The sequence below is a fragment of the Pseudomonas sp. Sample_21 genome (genome assembly GCF_004307525.1).
GTDB lineage: Bacteria > Pseudomonadota > Gammaproteobacteria > Pseudomonadales > Pseudomonadaceae > Aquipseudomonas > Aquipseudomonas atacamensis.
Genome location: NZ_RCNZ01000003.1, coordinates 38016 through 64499, shown reverse-complemented (window position 1 = coordinate 64499; position 26484 = coordinate 38016). Strand labels below are relative to the sequence as shown.

Below are 26484 nucleotides of genomic sequence, written 5' to 3'. Positions count from 1 at the left end.
CCCCTCACCCCAGCCCTCTCCCGGAGGGAGAGGGGGCCGACCGAGGTGTCTTGCGTTTTACATCGACCTGAGCGACCGCGTTGATTATGGATTCAGAGCGATGCGTTCAGGTCGGCGTATTTCTCGAACATCCCCGAATCGGTTCCCTCTCCCTCGGGAGAGGGCTAGGGTGAGGGGCTTCCTGGCCGTGACAACAGGGTCTCCAGTCTGGCCAACGGCGGCGCATCCTGATTGCGATCAAATACTTGGATTCCAACCTTGAGCAACCGTCCATTCTCTGCGCTGGCGATCACCTGTTCACAGCGCAACATAAGCCGTCCTTGATCACATTCAACAGCCTTCACCCCATTCGGCAATCGACCTTCCAGCCGTAGCTCAGCCATCCGGCTCTGCGCGGCAATCATCGCCACCGACCGATCCCTTAAAACCCCACTGCTCTGCGTCATCAACCCCGCGACGCGCACGGCGGCGGACATGGCGACGGCGATGATTGCCAGTGCCACCAGCACTTCAATCAGGGTGAATCCTTCCTCTCGCGTTCGCGCGCGCATACATGGCCCAAAACCAAAACCCAGCCCTCGACGCTAACCCCCGTCCTTGACGGCTTGACGACGGAAACACCCGAGGATTTTCAACATCCCTGACATATCTTCTTGCAACACTGCGCGTCGAATTCGGATCAAGCCAGGGAATGTCGAGATGGATATCGCACCTTTGAACACGCTCAGTCAGTCGCCGCGCATGCCGCGTAGCCAGCAGGGTTTTACCTTGATCGAGATCATGGTGGTGGTGGTGATTCTGGGGATTCTGGCGGCGATGGTGGTGCCCAAGGTGCTTGACCGGCCGGATCAGGCGCGGGCGACGGCGGCGAAGCAGGATATTGGTGGGTTGATGCAGGCGTTGAAGTTGTATCGCCTCGATCACGGCACGTACCCGAGCATGAATCAGGGGCTGAAGGTGTTGGTCGAGCGGCCGGCGGATGCGAAGAACAGCAACTGGCGTTCGTACCTGGAGCGTTTGCCGAATGACCCGTGGGGCCGGCCTTATCAGTACCTCAACCCGGGCGCGAATGGTGAGGTCGATATCTTTTCCCTCGGCGCCGATGGCCAGCCTGACGGCGATGGCGTGAATGCCGATATCGGTTCCTGGCAGTTGTAAGGCCGGCCGTGAACACAGGTTCGCTCAACGGGGCGAAGCAACGGGGCATGGCGATTATCAGCGCGTTGTTGATCGCCGCCGTGGTGGCGGTGATTGCGGCGGGGATGTTGACGCGGCAGAGCGTGGCGACCCGGGCGCTGGAGGCCGATCAGCAGCGGGTGCAGGGGCGTTGGCTGGCGCAGGGTGGTCTGGAGATCAGCCGGCAGTTGCTCTGGGATGCGCGCCTGCGTGATCCGTTGACCCGGCGCGATCAGCCTTGGGCACAGCCGTTGTTGGCGGCGGGTTTTGCCGGGCGGCTGGAGGACGAGCAGGGCAAGTTCAACCTGCGCAATCTGGTCGCCAATGAGCGCATCGATGAGGCGCAGGTGCAGGCGTTCGAGCGGTTGTGCGAGTTGATCGGTGTGAGCGCCGTTGTCGGCCAGCGCATCCGCCAGCGAGTGATTGCCGGGTATCCGCATCTGCTGAATGCGCAGATTGGTGCGACTGGCAAAGCCGGTTTCGACAGTGGCCGGGCGACTTCGCCGGATGCCGATCACAAACCGCCACCGCCGAAGGTGCCGATGCTGCGCACGCTGGATGATTTGCGCAGCGTCGAAGGCGTGACCGATGCGCTGATCGGCCAACTGGCGCCGTACGTGACGGTGATTCCGGCGACGACGTGGATCAACGGCAATACCGCGACGGCGCAGGTGCTGGCGGCGTATGTGCCGGGGCTTTCGCTGGAGCGGGCGACGGGGTTGATTGCCGAGCGTGACGCCGGACGCTGGTTTATCAATCGCGGCGATTTCGTGAACCGTTTGCGCATGCCGCAGCTGGAAATGAGCAGCGTCAAAGTTGGCATCACCAGTGACTGGTTTCGTTTGCGCGGTGAGGCGCGGCGGGATCAGCGCCGGGTCAGCCTCGATGCTTTGCTGCATCGCAGCGAGGATCGGCTGCCGCAGGTGATCTGGTCGCGGGTGGGCGCATGAGCCAGTTGCGCGTCGGGTTGCCGCCATTGGCGGAGCTGGAGTTGCACAGCGAAGTGAGCTGCGCCTGGCTGGATCGTCAGGGGCAGGTCATTCGTGAGGAGCGGCTGACTTTGAGTCAGTTGGGGCAACGGCCGAAGCAACCACCGCTGCTGTGTTTTCTGCATCCGGCTGACAGCCTGCTCGCCAGCATTGATGTACCGCCGCTGCCCGCTAACAAAACCGCGGCCGCTGTGCAGTGCGCGGCGCAGGCGTTGATGCTCGGTGATAGCAGCCAAATGCATATCGGCCACAGCCCTCGTGATGCGAGTGGGCAGGTGCAAATCGCCTGGGTGGCGCGGCAGCACTTGCAGCGTCTGGCTGCGGTGCTCAAGCAGGCGGGGTTGACGCTGCGCGGTTTGTATCCGGCGCCGTACAGCCTGCCAGTGCTGCCGGGGGTTGTCGCTTGTGTGGCGGACGGGCATTTGCTCCGTCGCGAGAGTTTGAACAGCGCGCAGGTTGAACCGTTGCTCGGTGATGAAGTTGATGAGGCATCGTTTGAAGCCGGATCAGCACAACGCTGGATTGGCCCCTTGCCTGGTTGGGGTTTGCACGGTGGTCTGCAGCAAAGCGGCGGCGAGCAACGTGGCTGGGGTCGCGCTGTCGGGTGTGTGGCTTTGGCCGTGGCAGTCTGGGTGGTCGGCCTGAATCTGTACGCCGCTCGCGAGGCGCGGCAGGGCCGGCAGCTCAAGGCGCAGATGAGTCAGCGGGTGAAGCAGGCGTTCCCGGAATTGCCGGTTATTCTCAACCCGCTGCAACAGGCGCGTCAGCAACTCGAGCAACGGCAAAAAGGCGCGGTCGGTGACCCGGCGCAGAACTTTAATCGGCTGGTGTTGCAGGCCGGCACGGGCATGCCGTTCATGGCTGGCAGTGTCGAGAGCCTGACCTATCGCGACGGCGTCTTGCAGCTGGCGTTGCTCAGTGATGCAAACCGTGGCGGCAACGACAAGGACTGGCAAAGCACGTTGGCCCAGGCCGGCATCAGCGTCACTGCCGATGACGAAGGCTGGACGCTGCGCCCGAGCGATGAATCCAGCGCCAACACCAACGCAGACGACGACAGCGGAGCAGACGATGAGTAGGGCGACGCTGGCGATTTACCGTGGACGCTGGCAGCGCTTCAGCAGCCAGTTGCAGGCGCGTTGGCAGCCGTTGGCGCTGCGTGAGAAACGCATGGTCGCTGGCATGGCGCTGGTGCTTGTCGGTCTGCTGATCTGGCTGACGCTGGTCAAGCCGCCGCTGGCCAGGATCACTTTCTGGCAGAGCGAGACGCCCAAGTTGCGCGCGCAAACCGAGGCGCTGGAAGTGCTGTTGCGCAGCGTCAACGTGCGGCCGCAGGGGCAAAGCGTTGGCCAGTCGCTGGAGCAAAGTCTGCAAGCGGCGGGGCTCGCCGGGCACTACCAATTACAAGCGGCGGAGGGTGGCGCGTGGCAGTTGAATGTCGACGCCGCGCCGGCCGATACGCTGCTCGACTGGCTGCTCAGCCAGCCGTCACAACTTTCTCTGCAGGTGGTCGAGGCGCAGTTGCAACGCGCAAGCGCGGCCTCGACCGATGTCACCGCCGGCACTTTGTCAGGCACCGTTCGCATGGATCAGGCGCAGGGCGCTAAGGAAGCTTCATGAAGGAGTCACGCTGCAAACCGGCACGTCTGGCGCTGCCGTTGTTGCTGATGGCATTGAGCGCGTGCAACAGCACCACGGCCCCGCAGAATCAGCCGCCGCTGTTGGTCGACAGCGAACTCGGGCGGCCGCTGGCCAATACCCAGCGCAGCGGCGATGCGGTCGCCGATCGCGAACGGGCGCAGGCTCAGGCGCGGCCGGTGCCCAAGCAGTTGCACAACATCAGTCAGCGCGGGCGCAGTGGTGGTGCTGTGCCGAGCAACACGGTTGCGCGCAATCCGTTGGGTGAGCAACCGGTGACGCTGAATTTCGTCGAGGCCGATATTCAGGCGGTGGTGCGTGCGCTGTCGCGGGCCACTGGGCAGCAGTTTCTCGTCGATCCACGGGTCAAGGGCAATCTGACGTTGGTCTCGGAAGGTCAGGTACCGGCCCGGCAGGCTTACGACATGCTGCTCGCGGCGTTGCGCATGCAAGGCTTCAGCGTGGTCGATGTCGGCGGCGTGGCGCAGGTGGTTCCCGAGGCCGACGCGAAACTGCTCGGCGGGCCGATCTACAGCGCGGACAAACCGGCCGGCAACGGCATGCTCACGCGCACGTTTCGCCTGCAATACGAGAACGCGGTGAACCTGATCCCGGTGCTGCGCCCGATCGTTTCGCCGAACAATCCGATCAATGCCTACCCCGGCAATAACACCGTGGTCATCACCGATTACGCCGAGAACCTCACCCGCGTCGCGCAGTTGATCGAGAGCATCGACACGCCGAGCGCGATCGACACCGATGTGGTGCAGATCCAGAACGGCATCGCTGCCGATATCGCGCCGATGGTCGCCGACTTGCTCGACGCGCCGGGCAATGATCCGACGCAGAAAATCGCCGTGATCGGCGACCCGCGCTCGAACACCATCATCATCCGCGCCGGCAGCCCCGAACGCACCGAGCTGGCGCGCAACCTGATCTACAAACTCGACAACGCGCAGAGCAATCCGAGCAATCTGCATGTGGTTTATCTGCGCAACGCTCAGGCGGCGAAACTGGCGCAAGCCTTGCGCGGTTTGCTCACCGGCGAGAGTGACAGCGGCAGCAGCGACGCGGCGCGGTCGGTGCTCAGCGCGATGGGCAGCAGCACCGGCGGCAATGCCGGGCAGAACGGCCAGAGCAGCACGCCGAGCACTGGCACTTCAACGACGACTGGCAGCGGCGCAAGCGGCGGCAGTTATGCGCAGGGCAGTGGCGGCGGCAGCAGCAGTGGCGGTACGCAAAGCAGCGAACAGAACGTTGCGTTCAGCGCTGGCGGGGTGACGATTCAGGCCGATGCCACCACCAACACGCTGCTGATTTCCGCGCCGGAGCCGCTGTATCGCAATCTGCGTGAGGTTATCGACTTGCTGGATCAGCGCCGTGCGCAGGTGGTGATCGAGAGTCTGATTGTCGAGGTCGGCGAGGATGATGCCAGTGAATTCGGTGTGCAATGGCAGACCGGCAATCTTGGTGGTAAGGGCGTGATCGGTGGCGCCAATCTCGGCGGCGCGGGGCTCAACACGGGGGCCAAGAACAGCATCGACGTGCTGCCGCAGGGTTTGAACCTTGGCTATGTCAACGGCACGGTCGACATCCCCGGCATCGGCAAGATTCTCGACCTGAAAGTGCTGGCGCGGGCGCTGAAGAGCAAGGGCGGCACCAATGTGCTGTCGACGCCGAATCTGCTGACCCTGGACAACGAAGCGGCGAGCATTTTTGTCGGCCAGACCATCCCGTTTGTCAGTGGTAGCTACGTCACTGGCGGCGGGGGCACCAGCAACAACCCGTTCCAGACCGTGACCCGCGAAGAGGTCGGCCTCAAGCTCAACGTGCGTCCGCAGATTTCCGAGGGCGGCACGGTGAAGCTGGATATCTATCAGGAAGTCAGCAGCATCGATGAGCGCGCGTCCAACAGCGTGACCGCGGCGGGCATCGTCACCAACAAACGGGCGATTGATACCAGCATTCTGCTCGACGATGGGCAGATCATGGTCCTCGGTGGTTTGCTTCAGGACGGCTACAGCCAGAGCAATGATGCGGTGCCGTGGCTGGGCAGCCTGCCGGGCATCGGCGCGCTGTTTCGCAACGAACGCCGGGCGATCACCAAGACCAACCTGATGGTGTTCCTGCGCCCGTACATCATCCGCGACAGCGAAGCGGGGCGCAGCATCACCCTCAACCGCTACGACTTCATGCGCCGCGCCCAGGGCGGCTTGCAACCGGAACGCAGCTGGGCGATGCCCGACATGCAGGCGCCGCAGTTGCCAAGTGCTGCGCAAGGCGTGCCAGCGCCGGGGCCGACATCAGGCCCACGCGCCACGATCAAAGCCGTACCGATTGAAGGGAGCACCCGGTTTTGACTGAGATAATGACTGTGGCGAGGGGATTCATCCCCGCTCGGCTGCGCAGCAGTCGTAAAACCGGCGCACGCGATTTGCCTGTAGAAACCGGTTCTCAGGTTTTGGGTCTGCTGCGCAGCCCAACGGGGATAAATCCCCTCGCCACAGGGGATCCCATTGCCACTGAGGATTCCATTGCCACAGGGGATCGCATTGCCAGGGTGCCGATTAAAGGGAGCACCCGGTTTTGACTGAGATGATGATTGTGGCGAGGGGATTCATCCCCGCTCGGCTGCGCAGCAGTCGTAAAACCGGTACACGGGATTTGCCTGTAGAAACCGGTTCTCAAGGTTTGGGTCTGCTTCGCAGCCCAACGGGGATAAATCCCCTCGCCACAAGGGTTCTCATTGCCACAGGGGATCTCATTGCCACGGTACCCATTGAAGGGAGCACTCGGTTTTGAATGGAATGATGATTGTGGCGAGGGGATTTATCCCCGCTCGGCTGCGAAGCAGTCGTAAAACCGGTACACGCGATTTGCCTGTAGAAACCGGTTCTCAGGTTTTGGGTCTGCTGCGCAGCCCAACGGGGATAAATCCCCTCGCCACACGGGATCGCATTGGCACAGAGGATCCCATTGCCACAAGGGATCTCATTGCCCCAGAGGATCGCATTGCCACAGGGGATCGCATTGCTATGGCGAATTGTGGGGAGGGTGAGCGATGAGTGTATTGCCTTACGCCTGGGCCAAGGCGCAGCGCATTCTTTTGCGCGATGGCGTGCTGACGGTGTGCCCGTCAACGCCCGGCTGGTCGATCAGCGAAGTGCGTCGGCAGTTCGGTGCGACGCGGATCGAGCGGGTGCGTGATGACGAGCTCGACGGTTTGCTCGCCAGCGCTTACGCCGACACCGGCAGTGCGGCGGCGGTGGTGGGTGCGGCGGAAAACGAGGTTGATCTCGATCGGCTGATGCAGGACATGCCGGAGATCACCGACCTGCTCGACACGCAGGACGGCGCGCCGGTGATTCGCATGATCAACGCTTTGCTCACCCAGGCCGCGCGCGATGAGGCCAGCGACATTCACATCGAGCCGTTCGAAACCCATTCGGTGGTGCGCTACCGCGTCGACGGCACCCTGCGCGATGTGGTCTCGCCGCGCAAGGCGTTGCACGGTGCGCTGGTGTCGCGGATCAAGATCATGGCCCAACTCGACATCGCCGAAAAACGTCTGCCCCAGGATGGTCGTATCGCCTTGCGAGTAGCCGGGCGGCCGATCGATATTCGTGTATCGACGGTGCCCACTGGCCACGGCGAACGGGTGGTGATGCGCCTGCTCGACAAACAGGCCGGGCGCTTGCATCTGGAAACCTTGGGCATGGATGCGCAGGTGTTGGCCAAACTCGACCATTTGATTCGCCAGCCCCACGGCATCGTCCTGGTCACCGGGCCGACCGGTAGCGGCAAAACCACCAGCCTCTACGCGGCGCTGGCGCGGCTCGATGCGAGCACCAGCAACATCCTTACCGTGGAAGATCCGGTGGAATACGACCTGCCGGGGATCAGCCAGATTCAGGTCAACGCCAAGATCGACATGACCTTTGCCCTCGCGCTGCGGGCGATTCTGCGGCAGGACCCGGACATCATCATGATCGGCGAAATCCGCGATCTCGAGACCGCGCAAATCGCCGTGCAGGCCTCGCTCACCGGGCACTTGGTGCTGGCGACGCTGCACACCAACGACGCGGTGTCGGCGGTCAATCGCCTGATCGATATGGGCGTTGAGCCGTTCTTGCTCGCGTCATCCATGCTCGGCGTCCTCGCGCAACGTCTGGTGCGGCGCCTGTGCAATCAGTGCAAACAGGAAGATCCGGCCACGCCCGGCACCTGGCGCCCGGTGGGCTGCGCAGCGTGCAATCACACCGGGTACAGCGGCCGCACCGGCATCCACGAATTGTTCTGCATCGACGACGACATCCGCACGCTGATCCACCAAGGGGCAGGGGAGCAGGCCCTGCGCGCGGCGGCGGCGAAAGCAGGGATGTTCAGCCTGCGTGAGGACGGTGAGCGCTGGATTCGCAGCGGTGCCACCGCGCCGGAAGAAATCCTTCGCGTGACACGGGACGCCTGATGAATCGCTATCGCTTTGAAGCGGCGGATGCCACGGGAAAAATCGAGTCCGGGCACCTTGAGGCGGACAGCCAGAGCGCAGCGTTCAGTGCCTTGCGCGGACGTGGCCTGACAGCGCTGTCGGTGCATGAGGAAAGCAACGTCGCCCGACACGGCGGCAGCGGTTTGTTCAGCGCCAGACTCTCCGACAACGACCTCGCCTGGGCCACGCGGCAACTGGCGAGCCTGCTCGGTGCCAGCCTGCCATTGGAAGCAGCACTGAGCGCGACGGTCGAGCAGGCCGAGAAAAAGCACATCGCCCAGACCCTCAGCGCCGTGCGCGCCGATGTGCGCAGCGGCATGCGTCTGGCGGAATCGCTGGCGTCGCGGCCACGGGATTTTCCCGAGATTTACCGCGCGCTGATTGCCGCTGGCGAAGAGTCCGGCGATCTCGCCCAGGTGATGGAACGGTTGGCCGATTACATCGAGGAACGCAACAACCTGCGCGGCAAGATTCTTACCGCGTTCATCTATCCGGGCGTGGTCGGGTTGGTGTCGATCGGCATTGTGATTTTCCTGCTCAGCTACGTGGTGCCGCAGGTGGTCAGCGCGTTCTCTCAAGCGCGGCAGGATTTGCCGGGGTTGACCCTGGCGATGCTCACGGCCAGTGATTTCATTCGCGCCTGGGGGTGGTTGTGTGCGGCGCTCATGGCCGGGGCGTTCTGGAGTTGGCGTTTGTATTTGCGCAATCCGGCGGCGCGATTGAGCTGGCATCACCGGGTCCTGAAGTTGCCGCTGTTCGGGCGTTTCATTCTCGGCCTGAACACCGCGCGATTCGCCTCCACCCTGGCGATCCTCGGCGGTGCCGGCGTGCCGTTGTTGCGTGCGCTGGAAGCGGCGCGGCAGACGCTGTCCAACGACCGCTTGAGCCTGAGCGTCAGCGAGGCCACGGCAAAGGTGCGAGAAGGCGTCAACCTCGCCGCCGCGCTGCGCGTGGAGAATGTGTTCCCGCCGGTGCTGATTCACCTGATCGCCAGCGGCGAGAAAACCGGCTCACTGCCGCCGATGCTTGAGCGTGCGGCACAGACGCTTTCCCGGGACATTGAACGACGGGCTATGGGCATGACCGCGTTGCTCGAGCCGCTGATGATTGTGGTGATGGGCGGGGTGGTGCTGGTGATTGTGATGGCGGTGTTGTTGCCGATTATTGAGATCAACCAGTTGGTGCAGTAGCCCGGTTTGATGTTGGCCGGGCCGGCCTCTTCGCGAGCAGGCTCGCTCCCACAGAAGAACGCATTTCAACTGTGGGAGCGAGCCTGCTCGCGAAAGCGCCAGTCCCGACAACACAAAACTCAAATATTTTGCATCGGCCTGACCCTCACCCGAGTCCCGATCCCATCATCCTCGGGTTCTCCATTCTGTCATCTGCAACCACCCGCCAACGGCTCCAGCCCGATTCAGCCAAACCCGCGATCCAGACGCGCCGCAACCCACCGCAAACACCCGAGAAATCCCCCCAAAAATCCCCCCGCAGCTCCCGAGGTTTTTTCCTTTATCTGTCACCGGAAGCTGCGAATTTCTCCCTGCGGCTCCACTGCGGTGGACCCTCCCGGTGTCATGCAAGCCTTCCGAAACCTGTGTTCCCAACCAAGTTGAAAAGGAGATTCTTCATGTTCAAGCGCACTCTGATCGCCGCCTCACTGACCGTCGCCGCTCTGGCTTCCGCCCAGGCCATGGCCGTAACCGGTGGTGGTGCTTCCCTGCCTGCCGCACTGTACAAAGGTTCTGCCAACAGCATCCTGCCTGCCAACTTCAGCTACGCCGTAACCGGTAGCGGCATTGGCAAAAGCGCTTTCCTGACCAACAACGCTGCCCAGTTCAGCACCACCGGTACTGTGCACTTCGCCGCTAGCGACTCGATCCTCAGCGCTGCGGAACTCAGCACCTACACCACCAACTTCGGTGCTTCGTACGGCCCGCTGATCCAGCTGCCATCGGTGGCCACTTCGGTTGCCATTCCGTACAAAAAATCCGGTCAGACCGCGCTTAACCTGACCAGCGCTCAGTTGTGCGACGCGTTGTCGGGCACCAAGACTACCTGGGGCGCGCTGTTGGGTACCGCCGACACCACCGCAATCCGCGTGGTTTATCGCAGCACTTCGAGCGGCACCACCGAAATCCTCAGCCGTCACCTGAACTCGATCTGCCCGACCAAATTCGCCGTCAACTCCACCTTCACCAACGCTCGTCTGCCGGCCGGTTCCGCGCTGCCATCGACTTGGGTCGGCGTAGCCAACACCGCTGATGTGGCCACTGCGGTGAACGCCGTGGACGGTTCGATCGGCTATGTGGGTCCGGACGGCGTGAACGCCACCAGCAACGCTGTGGTTGCCCGCGTCAATGGCGTCCAGCCAACCAACGCTAACGTGACGCTGGCGCTGAGCACTGCACCGGTGCCAAGCGCACCTGCCAACCCGGCTGGCTGGGCCCCGGTCGTGCCTAACCCGGCAAGCGGTTACCCGATTGTGGCTTACACCAACTTCATCTTCGGCCAGTGCTACAAAGATGCAGCCGTGGCCACCGCCGTGCGCAACTTCCTGACCACCCACTACAGCAACCCGGGCAACAACGTCGCCACCGTCGCCCACAGCTTCACGCCGGTTCCCAACAACTGGAAAACCGCTGTGACCGCCAACTTCATCACCAACACCTCGGGCAATAACCTGGACATCAACAACGCCAACGCCTGTAACGGCATTGGTCGTCCTTTGTAAGCCTTGTCTCAACGGCAATGAAACGGCAGCAGCCTTCGGGCTGCTGTTTTTTTTTGCCGATTTACTCCTTGATCATGAAGTTTGTGTGACATCCGTTCGGTCGTGAGGCTCGCCAACTGCCTATGTCGTAACAGCAGGGCTGATCCGACCTGCCACCCAAAAGGACCTGTAGTGATGCTTGCTCGCACCTCCCGTCACAGTAACCGTATCCGGCCGATCAAACGTGGCGCGGGCGATCCCGCACAGTGGCTGCTCAAGCCATTGGCGCAAGCCGTCGCCTTGTGTCTGGTGGCGGGCAGTGCCGAGGCGGCGACAGCGTTCAGTTCCACCTGGTTTGCCGCGAAGGGCTCAGCGCAGCAGGCTTCGGCGTCGCGTCCGGGTGGTAGCGGTCTGCCGGGGATGACCCCACCGCTGGCACAGCAGCAACGGGCCAGCCAGCAGTTGCAGCGCTCTTTGCAGACACTCAATAACACCGTGGCAGCGATTGCCGCTCAGCAGGCCGCACAAGCCGCTGGACGTGCCGCCGCATTGGGCAGTGTGCAAGTGGTTCCGGACGGATTGGGCGAGGGCGGCCTGAAGGTCGATAACAGCCTGAGCCAGGGCTGGATGAACGCCAAAGGCCCGCAACAGACCCAGGCCGACGGCAAGACCACGGTGAAGATCGAGCAGACCGCCGACAAGGCGATTCTCAATTGGGAAACGTTCAACGTCGGCCGCAATACCACAGTGGAATTTGCCCAGCAGGCCAACTGGGCGGTGCTCAATCGCGTCAACGATCCGAGCGCACGGGCCAGCCAGATTCAGGGGCAGATCAAAGCGGACGGCACGGTGATGCTGATCAACCGCAACGGCATCGTCTTCAGCGGTGGCAGCCAGTTCAATGTGCGAAATCTGGTAGCGGCAGCCGCGAACATGACCGATGCACAATTTCGCGATCGGGGTCTGTATTTCGACAGCACCGGCAGTCAGCCAACCTTTACCGACGCTGCTGGCAAAGTCCTGGTGGAGCGTGGCGCAGCCATACAAACGCATCAACCTGCGCTCTCCACCGACGCCGGCGGCTATACCTTGCTGCTCGGCCAGGACGTGCAGAACGACGGCTCGATCAGTACGGCCAAAGGTCAGACGGTGCTGGGTGCGGGGGACCGTTTCTATATCCGCAAGGGCTCGGGCACCGAAGGTAATGGTTATTCAACCACTTTCGGCAGTGAGGTCATTCCCGGTTTCAAGGCTGACAGCTCGGGCAAGGTCAGCAACACCGGCCTGATCCAGGCATCCACCGGCGACATCACCCTGACCGGCCGCGACGTTGTGCAAAACGGTGTGCTGCTGGCGAGCACTTCGGTGGCGACGCGCGGCACCGTGCATCTGCTCAATCCGGCCAGCGATGCCCAAGGCCGTGTGACCCTGGGCGAAAATGGCGTCAGTGCGATTCTGCTCGACAGCAGTGATCTCACCGCCCTGGACAGCCAGCGCGAGGCGGCGCTGACCGGCGTCAATGCCAACAACCGGATCCGCAGCGATCAGTCACGCATCGACATCGGCAGCGGCGGCACCGTCGAATTCAAAAGCGGCTCGATCACCCTTGCCACCGGTGGGCAGGTGGCGGTTGCCGCCGGGCGACGCAGTCTATTGCGCGAGGGGGCGGTGATCGACGTGTCCGGCGCCCTCGGCGTCAAAGTGGCGATGGCAAACAACAACATCAAGATCAACGTCCAGGGCAACGAGCAGCGTGATGCGCCGGTCAATCGCGAGAACGGCGCGCTCAACAGTAACGACATCTGGGTCGATGTCCGTGAGCTGGTATTCGTGCCGGCGGGCACCAACGGTTACGCCACCGACCGCTGGTACACCGCCGGTGGGTTGTTGGAGGTCGGCGGATACCTCGGTACTCAGGGCCATGGCGTTGGTGAATGGATGGCGCAGGGCGGTGAGGTGCGGTTTTCCGGACAGGACGTGATCAGCGAAAAAGGTTCGCTGATCAATGTGTCCGGCGGCACGCTTGATGTGCAGGGCGGCGAGATTCGCCAGAGCTGGCTGCGCGGTGCGGACGGGCGGTTATACGAAGTGTCGCGTGCGCCGGGCGATATTCTCTACAACGGTCTTTACAAAGGTTACGAAAGTCACAGCGAGCGCTGGGGCCAGACGGATTATTTCTATAGCCCGCTGATCGCGCCGACGCGTCGTCAGGAATCGGGTTACACCGTTGGCCGGGATGCCGGCCAGTTGGTGATCGCCACGGGCAACGCCGTGCTGGATGGCCAGCTGTTGGGTGAGGTGTTTCAGGGCGAACGGCAAATCCAGGCACCGCGGGCAGGTCTGGACGGCTATGCCCAGACCCAGACCGCCCGGGCGCAGCGAGGGCAGTTGGTGGTTGGCAGTTACGATGCTGCTTATGTCGCTGCCAGTGCCGGCCTGCTCTATCAACTCGACCCGTTGCTCGATCAGGTGCAAGTGGGGGGCGCGCATGCCAGCGTAGCGAACGCAGGGCTGACCGACGCGGTCGCGGCAGAACGCGCAGGCAAACTGTTCCTCGATGCCGGGCTGCTCAATGGTTTCGCGCTGGGTGCGCTGAAGATCTCGGCGAAAAACACGATTGAAGTCAATGAAGGCGTGACGGTGGATCACGGTGGCAACATCACCCTGTTCAGCCCTGACGTGCAGGTCAATGCCGATCTGATTGCGCAAGGCGGCAGCCTGCAATTGGGCAACGTTTTGAACCAGCTCGCCACCGATCGGCGTGATGACACCAGTCTCCAGGTTTCAGCAGGCAAGCAAGCGCGAGTGACGGTTGCGCAGGGTGTGCAGCTGCAGACACGCGGTCTGTGGAGCAACCTGTCGAGTAACCCGGACGACGCGGGCGGCCTGGCGTACCTCAATGGCGGGACGGTGTCGATCCGCAGTACCGGCGACATTCTGCTGGCCAGTGGCAGTCTGGTCGATGTTTCGTCGGGCGGTGCGGTATTGGCCAACGGCAAGACGCGTGGCGGCAAGGGTGGCGACGTGACGCTTGAATCCAGCGCCAACAGTGCGCCAGGCCAGTCGCGCATGGTGCTCGATGGCGAGGTGCAGGGCTATGGCGTGAACGGCGGCGGCACCTTGACCGTGCAGGCCAGCAAGGTGCGGATCGGCGCTTCCGGCGAAGTGTCCGAAGAACAGACCTTGCGCCTGACGCCGGAGCTGTTCCGCACGGGGTTCAGCGCCTACAACATCATCGGTCTGAAGGGGCTGGAGGTCGCCGCGCAAAGCGCGATCGATGTGCAGATGCCGGTCTATCGATTTGGCGAATCCGCCTCGACCATTGTGTCCGGTATGTCGCCGCGCGCTGCGCTGGAGCTATGGACGCCCGCGCTATTTCAGGAAGACCCGCTCAAGGGCGTCTTGACGCAAAGGGCCGGCGCTTCTGTCGCATTGCAAGCCGGCGCGACGCTTGCTGGCTTGATTGATCCCGCCAGCAGTCCGTTGTCGATTGGCGAAGGCTCACGGATCAGTGTCGATCCCGGCCAGCGCATCGGTTTGCGCGGGGCAGGCCAGATCACGCTTGATGGTGAACTCAACGCCTGGGGCGGTGTTGTCGATATCCGTCAACAGCAGTTCGGCGCGATTGATGTGGCGACGTCCTTGCAAGAGGCCGATCCGACCCCGCACAACCGTTCGATCTGGATCGGTGAACATGCCTTGATCGATGTCGCCGGTCGGGCAGCGACCGCTGTCGATGCGCTGGGCCGCGTCTACGGCCAGGTCGGCAAGGGTGGCTCGATCATTGTCGGTGGCGAGATCGATGTGAAGAAAATCACGGCGACCGCTGCCGATGCTTACGTCATCGTCCGCCAAGGTGCGCGACTGGAAGCGTCCGGTGCGCAAGCCGTGCTCGATAGCGGTGGGCAAGGCCCCGCTCGTGTGGCCACCAATGGCGGACGGATCACCCTGAGTTCCTACAATGGTCTGTTCATCGAGGGCAGTCTGCAGGCCAATGCTGGCGGTGCGGGTGCGGCGGGCGGGCGTCTGGAGATCGCTCTGGATACACCGGCGTACGGTTCCGCGAACTTGAGCAATGCGGTGCGCGTGCCACGTGAACTGATCATTGCCCAAGGGCCTGCGCCGGCACTGCCGCAGCCGCTGCGAGCGGGAGAGGCTTCGCCACTTTTACGCTACGGGCGTACACGCTTGAGTGCCGATCAGCTTATGAGCGGTGGCTTCGACAGCGTGAGTCTGCTGAGCAACGGTCTGATGACGTTCGACGGCGATGTCGACCTGCACATGGGACAGGGCCTGAGCCTGTTCGCCGGTTCCCTTTCATTGGCCGAGTCGGCGAGTGACAGCGCCCGGGTCAACCTCAGCGCACCTTACCTGCGCCTGTCAGGGCTGGGCACCTATTTCAGCTCGGAAGTCAAAGTGCGTCCGCGGGTGATGAGCAATCCGACAGCGCAGTTGTCCGGCGCGCAATTCACCGCCAGCGCGAACCTGCTGGACGTGGGCAACTCGCTTTCATTCGGCACCGAAGGGACTCTCGTGCAATCGGCCGCACCGGCGCTGGCGGTCAGCCGCCGTGGCTTTGGTCTGGTCACGCTCGACAGCCAGGGCGACTTGCGCTTCCTCGCGCCAACCGATGAACAGCAGCGCAGCCGTCTGTGGACTGCGGGTGACATGCACATGCGGGCTGCGCAGATCTACCCGGCCAGTGGCGTCTCGGCTGAGGTGCGAGTGGGCTATCAAAGTATGGCCGGATCGGTGCCGGAGCATACGTTGCGTATCGGCAATCACGGGGCGGCGCCGACCGCTTTGCCTTACTCGGTGTTCGGCAGCCTGACACTCAGTGCGGGACAGATCGAGCAGGGCGGCGTCATTCGTGCGCCTTTGGGGCTGATATCCCTGGGTGATGACATCATCGTCAAAACCCGTGAACTTCACCTTCTGCCGGGCAGCGTGACTTCAGTCAGCGCCGCCGGACTGGTCATGCCCTATGGAGGAACCACCGACGGTATCGACTATCGGTACAACGGCAAGTCGGTAGTGTTGAATGGCATTGCCGGAGCGACCTCCGGGGTCATCCTTGATGCGCAATACACCAATGTGCAGGCCGGGGCGCTGATCGACCTTTCGGGCGGCGGCGATTTGCGCGGTGCCGGTTTTGTCTCCGGACGAGGTGGCTCCACCGACGCGCGTTTCAATCCGCTGGTACGCAATGCCACCGATGGCACCTTCAGTTTGCCGGGGCTGGCCAGCAACCCCGTGTATGCGATCGTGGCCGGTGACCAGAGCCGCTATGCGCCGATGCTGGCCGAGGCCGGCGCGGTCGACCCGCGTATCGGCCAGCAGATCACCCTCGGGACCGGCGTTGCCGGACTGGCACCCGGCACCTACACCTTGTTGCCATCGACCTTTGCCTTGTTACCGGGCGCCTTCCGGGTCGAAATCAATGGTCAAGCGATTGCGGGGCCGATGGACAGTGCGTTGAAGTTGCGCAATGGCTCGTGGACCACGGCCGGACAGCTGTCGATTGCCAACACCGGTATTCGTGACAGTTTGCCCAGCCAGGTCATCGTGACGTCTGCCGATGTGCTGCGGCGCTATTCACAGTACAACGAAACCGGGTTCAGCCAATTTGTGCTCAATGATGCTGCCCGCCGCGGTCTGCCGCGCGCCCGCACACCGCTGGACGGCAACACGCTGCACCTGCGCATGGTCAGTGGCGGCGAGCACGACTCAGCCCTGGACTTCAACGGGCAGGTGCTGTTCAAACCTGCCAGCGGCGGGGTCATTGGTACGGCGGTCGTTCAGGGCGGTTATACCGGCGCAGAGTTTGAAATTCTCGGTGCCGGGCATACGCGAACGCCAGGGTTCGACGGTGTATCGCTGTACGCCGACACCCTCAACCGCTTGAATGCCGGACGTTTGACCATCGGTGGCACCCCAACCGTGTATTACGGTGCGGAGGGCGGCTCGATCAAGGTGATCGGCAATACCTCGGCGATTCGTCTGCGCGAGGGCGCGATCCTCTCGGCGCCAGAGGTTGTGCTGAGCAGTAACAGCGCCAATGGCGGCATCACCATCGATGCGGGAGCGGGCGTCAATACCTTGGGGCGAGGTGACGTCCCGTATGATGCCGCAGCCGGTTTCGTCTACGAGCCGGGGCGCTCCAGCCTGCTGGTGGTGTCCAACGGCTGGACGCCGGTGCTTGCGCCCACCGATGGCGGGGGCGGGAGCATTCGTATCGGCAACTGTCCGACGGCCGATTGCACCGCTGCGGCGTTGCTGTACTCCAACGGCAGCATCATCGCCGCCACTGACAAAGACTTCGAACTGGGCGAAAGCGTGCGCTTTGGCACTCGCCAACTCGGGCTTTCGGTCGGTGTGGTCAATGCCGGCAGTGCGCAAGCACTGGCCGCAGCCAGCGGCCGCACACCCGCGGGCCTGACGCTTAACCAGAACGTGCTGGATCGCCTGTTGCAGGGCGACACGCAATCTGGCGCCCCCGCCCTGGAAACCCTGAGTCTGGTGGCCCGCGATGCGTTCAACTTTTTCGGCAGCGTGACCCTCGACACCATTGATCCGCAGACCGGCCAGAGCCGTTTGCAGAATCTGGTGTTGGGTAGCCCGGCCATCTACGGCTCGGGCGCTGCCACCGATGTCGCGACGATCCGCACCCGCAATCTGATCTGGAACGGGGCCACTCAGGCCCCGGGTACGCTGGTCAAGGACGGCGCCGGCAACGGGCACGGTACGCTGGATATTCAGGCGCAGCGGATCGAATTGGGTTATGGCCCGAACCCGCAGCCCAATGGCCTGGATCGCAATAACCGACTGGCCCTGGGGTTTGCCAACGTCAACTTCAACGCCAGCGAGCGCATCACCGCCAACCACAAGGGCAGTCTGGCGGTGTACGAATCCCAAGGAGCTTATGACGCGGTCAAGGGGTTCAGCTACAGCGGCGGCAATCTCAATCTGCGCACGCCATTGCTGACCGGCGAGGCCGCCTCGGTCAGTGAACTCAAGGCGGGCAACAACCTGACTCTGAGTGGTAGCGCCACAACGGCTGCCGCGGATGCCCTCGGTGCGCAACTGAGCCTGACGGCACGCAGTGTTGTGCTCGACAGTCGCATCGTCCTCGCCAGCGGCAAGCTGCTGGTCAATGCCGAGGATGATCTGCTGCTTGGCAGCGGCGCGCAGGTGGACATGGCGGGCCGGGTTCTGCCGTTCAATGATGTGCAGAAATACAGCTGGGGCGGCGACGTGTCGTTGCAGAGCAACAACGGCAATATTCGACAGTTGGCGGGCTCGCGCATCGATCTTTCCGCCGTCAACAATCAGGCCGGGCAATTGAACGTTGTGGCCCTGGCCACTGACGCTGGACAGGTTGATCTGCAAGGGCAGATTGTCGGCAGCAGCAGTGGCTATTACGACGCGGGCGGTACGTGGGTGCCGTACAAGGCCGGTGGCGTGGACATTCGCGCCCAGCGCCTGGCGGGTGATTTGAGCGAGGCCTTTGCCAGCCTTAACCTGCGCTTGAATGCCGGCGGGGTAGTGGGCAGTCGAAGCTTCCAGTTCAAGCAGGGCGATCTGCGTATCGGTAACGAACTCAAAGCGGGCCAAGTCAATGTCTCGGTGGACAACGGCAACCTGACCGTGGACGGGGTGATCGATGCCAGTGGTGAACGGGTCGGCAGCATTCGCCTTGCTGGCAAAAACGGTTTGAACCTGACAGGCAACGCGCTGCTCGATGCCCATGGCCGGGTACTGCGCGTCGACAGCTACGGCAAAATCATCGACGCACCGAACCGCGCCATGGTTGAACTCAATTCAGGTGACGGCGTGCTGACGCTGGCCGCTGGTGCACGGATTGATCTGCGTCACGGCACCGATGCCGTGCCTGGAAACCAGGCGGGACAAAGCGATGACGTGTTGCGTGGGACGCTGGAGCTCAATGCACCGCGCCTGGGCGGCGGTGACATTGCGGTGGATGCCGGCGGTACGTTGAGTATTCAAGGTGCCCGCTCCATCGGGCTGAATGCCGTGCGAAGTTACAGTGATGCTGCCGATGGCACCGATCCGGCGGCCAGCGGTCGCCCGTATCAAGTGATCGATCAAGCCTACCTGGATCGCATTCACTCAGACAGCAGCGGCTTTATCGATACGGCGCTGGGTAACAGTGATCTGCTACAACGCAAACTGGCCGGCCTCAACAATGCGACCTATGCCGATGCGTTTCATCTGCGCCCGGGGGTGGAAATCGTCAGCAAAACCGCTGACGGCGATATGGTGGTGCAGGGCGATCTCGACTTGTCCGGCTACCGTTACGCCAGCCTCAACCCGCACACTCGCCGGACCTCGGTGTATGGCAGCGGGGAAGCGGGCAGCCTGTTGATCCGTGCCGGTGGCAACCTCGATATCTACGGCAGCATCAACGACGGTTTCGCACCGCCGCCGGAAACCGCGGACGACGCTGGCTGGAAACTGTTGCCGGGGATACAGCCTTTCGGCGGTGACCTGATCGTACCGGGCAGTGGTGTCAGCCTTGCCGAAGGGACGCTCTTCCCGGTCGGCGCCACCTTGAATTACGACCTGCCGATTCAAGCCGCCACACTGGCTGCGGGCACGGTGTTGCCGGTTCAGAGCACTTTGGCCGCACCTTATGTGTTACAGGGTGGAACGGTGCTGGCCGGCGATGTGCATGACGCGGCGGGTAACCTGATGTATGCCGCCGGTACGTTGCTCGACAACGCTGTGACCCTGCCGACCGGCAGTCGTTTGGGTGCAGGTATTCGCTTGAACAACGCCACCGCACTGCAGGCCCTGCTCTGGCCCAAAGGCGTGCCGCTGCCGGGTGCGGTTGATGCCGACAATAAAACGGTGGGTGTTGTGTTGAACGGAACGTTGGCGCTGTTGCGGGGTTCGCTGATCCCCTCCATGACCAACGTGAAGCTCGCCGATGGCACGGTATTGCTCGACCTGCGTCCTGCCAATGGCAACCAGCAAGGTCGAAACTGGGCGATCGCCAGCATGCTGCCGGCGGGCAGTGCGTCGTGGTCGATGCGCATAGTGGCAGGGGCCGATCTGACCGCGGCCGACAGCCGTAGCGTGAAACCTCAGGCCAGCGTTGGCAACTTGCAGATGGCCGACACTCACTATGGTGTGAGCATGATCGAGGTGGCCGGCAAACTGGTCTGGGCGGTGGATAACGAGTATGGCTTTACACCGTACGAACCGGTTCCCGAGGAATACCTTGTGCTCTGTGATATCGCTCCCGGTTCTTGCGCACCCATGGCGCGCAGTGTGTGGGCGCCTGGCAACTGGATGGGCATGCCGGATTACACACCGATGAACGATGACGAATTGTTCTGGTGCTCCATCGACCCGGCACTGTGCATTGAAAACAATCCGAGCAAGAGCGCCCAGGCCCACACGCAGATGTTCAGCGTTTTGCGTACTGGCACCGGCGACCTGGATTTGATGGCGGCCGGTAACCTCAGCATGGCCTCACCTTTCGGCGTCTACACCGCCGGCACCCAATCGGCAGACGTCGACGCGCGTTATAACCAGCCCCGCGGAAGGCTGTCGGCTGATGGCTCGGTATTGGGCAGCGCTGGCAGCGATTACGAAAAATGGGTCGATGGCGGCAGTGCCAGCCTCTATCAGGCCTGGTATCCGCAGATGGGCGGTAACCTGACGATCAATGCCGGCGGGTCTGTGTCGGGTGACGTGCTTGGCCGTCGCTCGGTCGCCACGGGCGACGGCACGCGGGAGCAGGTGCCGAGTGTGGCGGTGGGCAATTGGCTCTGGCGCCAGGGCACCGGCAACAACGATGTACCGACTGCCTGGTGGATCAATTTCGGCAGCTACGCTGCGCAGCCATTGCCAGCGCTGGGCGAGGAAACCAGACCTTATCTGGTAGGCTTTACCGGGTTCGGTACGCTGGGCGGCGGCAACATCAGTCTGAGCGCCGGCGGGGATGCTGGCATGCTCAAGGCCATGGGCGACGACAGGTATGCGTCGTACCCTCGCAGTCAGGGGTTGATCGTAGCTGTCGGCAGTACGGGCCGCGTGGGCAGTGACGGGAAGCTGCAACTGACCGGTGGCGGAGACCTGGATATTCGTCTGGGCGGTGTCCTTAATCCGTCTCTGCAGGCACGTGCCGGCCTGGCCGGTACCGGCACGCCGACACACGACTTGCAGGGCGCGCTCATCAACCTGCGCGGTGCGGCGCAACTGACGGGCGCCGCGTTGGGCGGTATCAATCTGCAGTACGGCGCCTCGGCGCTGTTTCATGACCCACGGGAAACGCGCGCCTTCGACCCGTTCAACTCGACGGCCAGTAATGCCAGTGGTGGGCTGGTGCTGATTCCCGGTGACTCCGGCATGCGCCTCAACACCCGCGGCGATCTGGTGTTGGGTGGCGCCGCCGATCCGGGCCGCGTGAGGTTGCAGAACTCCACACCGTTTACCACGGCGGATGGCATTTACCATGCCGGTGGCGGTTTGAGTGGTTTCTCGCTGTGGACCGATCACACGGCCATCGATTTGTTCTCGGCCGGCGGCAACCTGACGCCCAGCACCCAGTTGATGGAAACCACCGGGCAGGACCCCGTCGCCGGGCTTAACGGGTCACCGACCGATGACCGCTTCGTCTTTCCTTCGATATTGCGTGCCGTGGCCGGGCAGGGCTCGATTTATGCGGGACCATCAGCGGCCTACGGCATAGGCAACCCGGCGCCGGCTCTGGCCTGGTCATTGCTGTTGGCACCTTCCAGCGCGGGGCAGCTTGAACTGATCGCTGGGGATTCGATCTATGCCGGCGGCTACGCCATCAACCAGTCAGGGGCCAGCCCGGCGGCGCTCGCCACACCGTTTGCACCCGCGTTCAATGGCTACGGCAACAACCAGTCCGCTCGGCCGATCACGACCAACGCCGGCAGCGATGGTGTGCTCGCGCAAACCAATTCGCGCTATCCACTGTTTGCCTTTGGTCCCGATAGCTACTCGGGGTTGAGCAGTGTTCAGGGGCCGGCGCGCTTCTATGCACTGACCGGTGACCTGGTAGGAATTCGCACGGGCGAAACGCTGGCGTTCGCGACCACGAAGCGCACCTGGTATGAATCGGCAGGCCCGGTGTGGATGGTGGCGGGGCGTGACATCGTGGCGTCCGGTACCAATTTGGGGCAACCCACGTTTGCGCCCGTTGGGGGCATGAGTCGCAATAACGAACAGATCGCGTCTACCGGCAATCTGTTCGTGCATAACGATGCGCGCGACATTTCGCGGATTTCGGCCGGGCGAGACATTCTCTACAGCAGCTTCGACATTGCCGGCCCGGGTGTTCTGGACGTCAATGCCGGGCGCAATATCCTGATGGAAGATCGCGCCAGCATCACCAGCCTCGGCCCTGTCGTGGCAGGTGATCAGCGCCCCGGTGCGAGCATCGTGATGCAAGCGGGTGCGGGCGCGCAGGGGCCGGATTACTCACGGTTCATTACGCGTTATCTGAACCCGCAAAACGTAGCGGATTCAGCGGTGGCCCTCAGCGCGCAGCCGGGCAAAGTGGTCAAGACCTACGTCGAAGAACTGCAGAGCTGGCTGAGCCTGGGTTATGGCTTCAAGGGTAGCGACGAACAGGCGCAAGCGTTCTTCGCCGCACTGCCGAGTACCGAACAGGCGATCTTCGCCCGCCAGGTGTACTTCGCCGAATTGCGTGCCGGTGGCCTGGAATACACCGATGCCAGTGGTCCGCGCAAAGGCAGTTACCTGCGCGGTCGCAACGCCATTGCGGCACTGTTCCCGACCACTGATGTCGCCGGCAATCCGATTCGCTACGACGGCGATATCACGATGTACGGCGGCGCCGGGGTAAAGACGCTGTTTGGCGGCGATATCCAGATGCTCACACCGGGCGGTGGTCAGGTGTTCGGCATCGAAGGCGCGGCGCCGCCGTCGACGGCGGGGATCATCACTCAGGGTTCGGGCGACATTCAGCTTTACTCCCAAGGCAGCATCCTGCTCGGTCAGAGCCGGATCATGACCACCTTCGGCGGCTCGATTCTCGGCTGGTCCGCCGAGGGCGATATCAACGCCGGTCGCGGCTCGAAAACCACCGTGGTCTACACGCCGCCAAAACGTGTCTACGACAACTGGGGCAACGTCACGCTGTCGCCATCGGTGCCGAGTACCGGCGCCGGTATCGCCACGCTCAACCCGATCGCCGAAGTGGCGCCGGGCAACATCGACCTGATTGCGCCACTGGGCACCATCGATGCCGGCGAGGCGGGGATTCGCGTGTCAGGCAACGTCAACATCGCCGCGCTGACGGTGGTCAACGCCGCGAACATTTCGGTGCAGGGCAAGGCAACCGGCGTGCCGGTGGTGTCGGCAGTGAATACCGGCGCAATCACCTCGGCCAGTTCGGCGGCATCCTCCGCGACCCAAGCGGCGGAAGACGTCGCCCGGCAGCAACAGGCAGCGGCGCGGCAGAACCAGGCCTCGGTGTTCACTGTGCAGGTGCTCAGCTTCGGCAACGAGCAACTGGCACCAACGCGCGATGGTGCCAGTCGCACGCCGGCGACCGGTTACAACCCGGACAGCCCGGTGCAGGTGCTAGGCGCCGGGGCGCTGGATGAACAGGCGAAACAGCAGCTGACCGAGGAGGAGCGTGAGCAGCTGACGTTGTAAAAGACTCTCGTGCAGTACGTTTGGGCGGCCGGTTGGCCGCCTTTGTTTAGAGTGAAGGGGTTAGGGGATATTTTTGTCGAGCGTGAAGCACCCTGAGTATGTCGATCTCCCCATTCACCCGATAAACCAGCAGATAGTTCGGATGAATCACCATTTCGCGAGTGCCAGACACCCGACCGGATCGGTAGCCATGGGGTATGGAAGAAAGTTTCTGCGCTGCGGCAACGGCTTTACGTTGAAAGGAAACCGAAGCAACGGAGTTGTGCTGATCGATGTAATCAATGATGTCAGCCAGTTGACGAATAGCCTTGTAGCTCCATTTAACCCGCAGCGCGGCGCTTCCTGCGGTTTTCTTCATTCATCTGATCGAGCAACACCATTGCTTCGGCATGGGGAATGCCAGGGTGCGGATCATCAAGTGCTTCCTGGACCTGCGCACGAAACCAAAGGTCGTATTCCGCAGCCTCTTCTTCGGTTTCGAAGTCTGAAACGATAAGTGAAAGTTCAGCGCTCATCATGACCTCCATGATCAATGTGAAGCAGTCTAAGGGGGATGTGGCTCGTTGTCGTCACTGGCGGGACGAGGAAGACATCATCCGCAAACAGACGATGCAAATCTGTCAGACGCTTCGCTTGTGATGCACGTGAAGTCGATCAGCTGTGTAGTTCAATTCTGTAGGAAATCAGCTTTTGGTCATCGGGCTGACAGCCGCCGCTCAAAGCCGCGGCCACAGCCACGCTGCACTCAGTTACCGTCTGCAACCTTACGCTCGATCTCATCGACTTTGCGCTGTAGCTCTTCAGCTTCCTGCTCTTTGACCCGAGTGGAAGACGGCGTGATGATTTTGTCCACGCCTTCGGTTTTGCCGTCGCGGTCCTGCAGATCGCGCTCGACCACGTTCACCGGTTTGCCGCTGGCATCGGTGGGTGGAGCGTTGGGAGTTTTGTCGTCGTTGGGGTTCATGGCGCTGGCCTCCTGTGGGTGTACACATTGGAGACAGCGCGGCGGCAGACGTTCGAAATTTTTCAGCGGCTGTGCCCTCTCCCGCAGGAGAGGGCGCTGCGGCTTTTTCAGTCTTTCAGAATGTCGCGATCCTTGGTTTCCGGCAGGAAGAACGTGCCGAGTATCGCCGTCGCCACAGCAATGACAATCGGGTACCAGAGCCCGTAGTAGATGTCACCGGTGGCGGCGACCATGGCGAACGCCACGGTCGGCAGGAAGCCGCCGAACCAGCCGTTGCCGATGTGGTAGGGCAGCGACATCGAGGTGTAGCGGATGCGCGTCGGGAACAGTTCGACCAGCCACGCGGCGATCGGGCCATAAACCATGGTCACGTAGATCACCAGCACGGTGAGCAGGAGCAGCATCATCGGGTAATTGATTTTCGCCGGATCGGCTTTTTCCGGATAACCGGCGTCTTTCAACGCCGCGCCGAGGTTGGCGGTGAAGGCGTCGTTGCGGGCCTTGAAGTCGGCGGCGGGGAGGGCGCTGCCTTCGAAACTCTCGATGACGCGATCACCGATGCGCACCTGCGCGACGGTGTTCGGTTCGGCGGCGACGTTCTCGTACGGGATCGCGCGTTTCGCCAGCAGGGTTTTCGCCAGGTCGCAGGAGCTGGTGAATCTGGCCTTGCCCACCGGATCGAACTGGAACGAGCACTGCTCGGGACTGGCGATCACCTTGACCGGATTCTTCTCCTGAGCGACGAACACGTCCGGGTTGCCGTACTGGGTCAGCGCAGTAAAGATCGGGAAGTAAGTCAGCGCCGCGAGAATGCAGCCCGCCATGATGATCGGTTTGCGCCCGATGCGATCGGACAGGCTGCCGAAAATCACGAAGAACGGTGTGCCGATCAGTAGCGATCCGGCGATCAGCAGGTTGGCGGTCTGCGCGTCGATCTTTAGCGTTTGCAGAAGGAAGAACAGCGCATAGAACTGCCCGGTGTACCAGACCACAGCTTGCCCCGCGGTACCGCCGAGCAGCGACATGATCACCACTTTGAGGTTGTCCCAGCGTGCAAAGGATTCGGTCAGCGGCGCTTTCGAGGCCTTGCCTTCGTCCTTCATTTTCTGAAATACCGGCGACTCGCTCAGTTGCAGGCGAATGTACACCGACACGGCCAGCAGAATGATCGACAGCAGAAACGGAATCCGCCAGCCCCACGCTTCGAACGCCTCGTTACCCAGCGCCGTGCGACAGGCGAGAATCACCAGCAACGACATGAACAGACCGAGGGTGGCGGTGGTTTGAATCCACGAAGTGAAAAAGCCACGCCGGTTGCGTGGTGCGTGCTCCGCTACGTAGGTTGCCGCGCCGCCGTATTCACCACCCAGCGCCAGACCTTGGAGCAGACGCAGGGTGATCAGAATCACCGGGGCAGCGACGCCGATAGTGGCGTAGCCCGGCAGCAAACCGACGATTGCCGTCGACACGCCCATGATCACGATGGTGATCAGAAACGTGTGCTTGCGCCCGATCATGTCACCCAGGCGCCCGAAGACGATGGCGCCGAACGGCCGCACCGCAAACCCGGCGGCAAAGGCCAGCAGGGCAAAGATGAACGCGGTGGTTTCGTTGACGCCGGCGAAGAAGTGCTTGGCGATGATCGCCGCCAGTGAGCCGTAGAGGTAAAAGTCGTACCACTCGAAAACCGTGCCCAGCGAGGAGGCGAAGATGACCTTGCGCTCCTCCTTGGTGATGCCGCCGCTGCGCGGTGGCGTGCCGGTGGATGCTGTGTCGATTGTGGCCATGGGTGTTCTCCGTCGTGCTTATTGTTGTAGGCCGGAGTCCCCCGTTACTG

General features: G+C 62.6%; 14 protein-coding genes. 9 read left to right on the top strand and 5 right to left on the bottom strand.

The window, feature by feature from the left end; translation table 11 throughout:
- Positions 1-164: 164 nt before the first annotated feature.
- A complete protein-coding gene (gene gspI / locus D8U71_RS00680) occupies positions 165-551 on the bottom strand; it encodes a type II secretion system minor pseudopilin GspI (RefSeq protein WP_110600310.1) in 387 nt (128 codons plus the stop codon).
- Positions 552-741: 190 nt separating this feature from the next.
- Between gspI and gspG the strand changes: the two genes are divergently transcribed.
- The 9 genes from gspG (at position 742) to D8U71_RS00635 (ending at position 23683) form a co-directional block, all read left to right on the top strand.
- Complete coding sequence (gene gspG / locus D8U71_RS00675) at positions 742-1158, top strand: type II secretion system major pseudopilin GspG (RefSeq protein ID WP_130909885.1); 417 nt, start codon at positions 742-744, stop codon at positions 1156-1158.
- A 47-nt stretch (positions 1159-1205) separates the two neighbouring features.
- Positions 1206-2126, top strand: coding sequence for a type II secretion system minor pseudopilin GspK (gene gspK, locus D8U71_RS00670; RefSeq protein WP_130886958.1), 921 nt, complete (start codon positions 1206-1208; stop codon positions 2124-2126).
- Positions 2123-3244 carry a type II secretion system protein GspL gene (gene gspL / locus D8U71_RS00665; RefSeq protein WP_130886957.1) on the top strand — a complete coding sequence of 374 codons (1122 nt, stop codon included), beginning with the start codon at positions 2123-2125 and terminating at the stop codon, positions 3242-3244. The genes gspK and gspL overlap by 4 nt, the downstream gene beginning before the upstream one ends.
- A complete protein-coding gene (gene gspM, locus D8U71_RS00660; protein WP_130886956.1) occupies positions 3237-3785 on the top strand; it encodes a type II secretion system protein GspM in 549 nt (182 codons plus the stop codon). The genes gspL and gspM overlap by 8 nt, the downstream gene beginning before the upstream one ends.
- Complete coding sequence (gene gspD / locus D8U71_RS00655; RefSeq protein WP_130886955.1) at positions 3782-6163, top strand: type II secretion system secretin GspD; 2382 nt, start codon at positions 3782-3784, stop codon at positions 6161-6163. Before gspM ends, gspD begins: the two co-directional genes overlap by 4 nt.
- Before the next feature lie 701 nt (positions 6164-6864).
- Positions 6865-8271 carry a type II secretion system ATPase GspE gene (gene gspE / locus D8U71_RS00650; RefSeq protein WP_130886954.1) on the top strand — a complete coding sequence of 469 codons (1407 nt, stop codon included), beginning with the start codon at positions 6865-6867 and terminating at the stop codon, positions 8269-8271.
- Positions 8271-9482, top strand: a complete 1212-nt coding sequence (gene gspF / locus D8U71_RS00645; protein WP_130886953.1) for a type II secretion system inner membrane protein GspF — start codon at positions 8271-8273, stop codon at positions 9480-9482. Before gspE ends, gspF begins: the two co-directional genes overlap by 1 nt.
- A gap of 437 nt (positions 9483-9919) precedes the next feature.
- Positions 9920-11023, top strand: a complete 1104-nt coding sequence (locus D8U71_RS00640; RefSeq protein ID WP_130886952.1) for a substrate-binding domain-containing protein — start codon at positions 9920-9922, stop codon at positions 11021-11023.
- Positions 11024-11197: 174 nt separating this feature from the next.
- Positions 11198-23683 carry a filamentous haemagglutinin family protein gene (locus D8U71_RS00635; protein ID WP_130886951.1) on the top strand — a complete coding sequence of 4162 codons (12486 nt, stop codon included), beginning with the start codon at positions 11198-11200 and terminating at the stop codon, positions 23681-23683.
- Between the two features lie 46 nt (positions 23684-23729).
- On the opposite strand, the gene D8U71_RS00630 is transcribed toward D8U71_RS00635, so the two are convergent.
- From D8U71_RS00630 to D8U71_RS00615, 4 genes are all read right to left on the bottom strand, one after another.
- Complete coding sequence (locus tag D8U71_RS00630) at positions 23730-24041, bottom strand: type II toxin-antitoxin system RelE/ParE family toxin (protein WP_130886950.1); 312 nt, start codon at positions 24039-24041, stop codon at positions 23730-23732.
- The gene (locus D8U71_RS00625; protein WP_016774959.1) at positions 24004-24198 is read right to left on the bottom strand and encodes a hypothetical protein; all 195 of its coding nucleotides are present in this window, start codon (positions 24196-24198) and stop codon (positions 24004-24006) included. The genes D8U71_RS00630 and D8U71_RS00625 overlap by 38 nt, the downstream gene beginning before the upstream one ends.
- Positions 24199-24428: 230 nt before the next feature.
- Positions 24429-24647, bottom strand: coding sequence for a hypothetical protein (locus D8U71_RS00620; RefSeq protein WP_056789562.1), 219 nt, complete (start codon positions 24645-24647; stop codon positions 24429-24431).
- Positions 24648-24754: 107 nt separating this feature from the next.
- A complete protein-coding gene (locus D8U71_RS00615) occupies positions 24755-26434 on the bottom strand; it encodes an MFS transporter (protein WP_130886949.1) in 1680 nt (559 codons plus the stop codon).
- Positions 26435-26484 lie beyond the last annotated feature (50 nt).

Excerpts from the sequence above, each read along its gene's own strand:
- gspE (WP_130886954.1), top strand. The coding sequence starts at position 6,865 with ATGAGTGTATTGCCTTACGCCTGGGCCAAGGCGCAGCGCATTCTTTTG.
- D8U71_RS00630 (WP_130886950.1), bottom strand. The coding sequence starts at position 24,041 with ATGAAGAAAACCGCAGGAAGCGCCGCGCTGCGGGTTAAATGGAGCTAC.
- gspD (WP_130886955.1), top strand. The coding sequence starts at position 3,782 with ATGAAGGAGTCACGCTGCAAACCGGCACGTCTGGCGCTGCCGTTGTTG.
- D8U71_RS00625 (WP_016774959.1), bottom strand. The coding sequence starts at position 24,198 with ATGAGCGCTGAACTTTCACTTATCGTTTCAGACTTCGAAACCGAAGAA.
- D8U71_RS00635 (WP_130886951.1), top strand. The coding sequence starts at position 11,198 with ATGCTTGCTCGCACCTCCCGTCACAGTAACCGTATCCGGCCGATCAAA.
- gspM (WP_130886956.1), top strand. The coding sequence starts at position 3,237 with ATGAGTAGGGCGACGCTGGCGATTTACCGTGGACGCTGGCAGCGCTTC.
- gspK (WP_130886958.1), top strand. The coding sequence starts at position 1,206 with ATGGCGATTATCAGCGCGTTGTTGATCGCCGCCGTGGTGGCGGTGATT.
- D8U71_RS00640 (WP_130886952.1), top strand. The coding sequence starts at position 9,920 with ATGTTCAAGCGCACTCTGATCGCCGCCTCACTGACCGTCGCCGCTCTG.
- gspL (WP_130886957.1), top strand. The coding sequence starts at position 2,123 with ATGAGCCAGTTGCGCGTCGGGTTGCCGCCATTGGCGGAGCTGGAGTTG.
- gspF (WP_130886953.1), top strand. The coding sequence starts at position 8,271 with ATGAATCGCTATCGCTTTGAAGCGGCGGATGCCACGGGAAAAATCGAG.
- D8U71_RS00620 (WP_056789562.1), bottom strand. The coding sequence starts at position 24,647 with ATGAACCCCAACGACGACAAAACTCCCAACGCTCCACCCACCGATGCC.
- D8U71_RS00615 (WP_130886949.1), bottom strand. The coding sequence starts at position 26,434 with ATGGCCACAATCGACACAGCATCCACCGGCACGCCACCGCGCAGCGGC.
- gspI (WP_110600310.1), bottom strand. The coding sequence starts at position 551 with ATGCGCGCGCGAACGCGAGAGGAAGGATTCACCCTGATTGAAGTGCTG.
- gspG (WP_130909885.1), top strand. The coding sequence starts at position 742 with ATGCCGCGTAGCCAGCAGGGTTTTACCTTGATCGAGATCATGGTGGTG.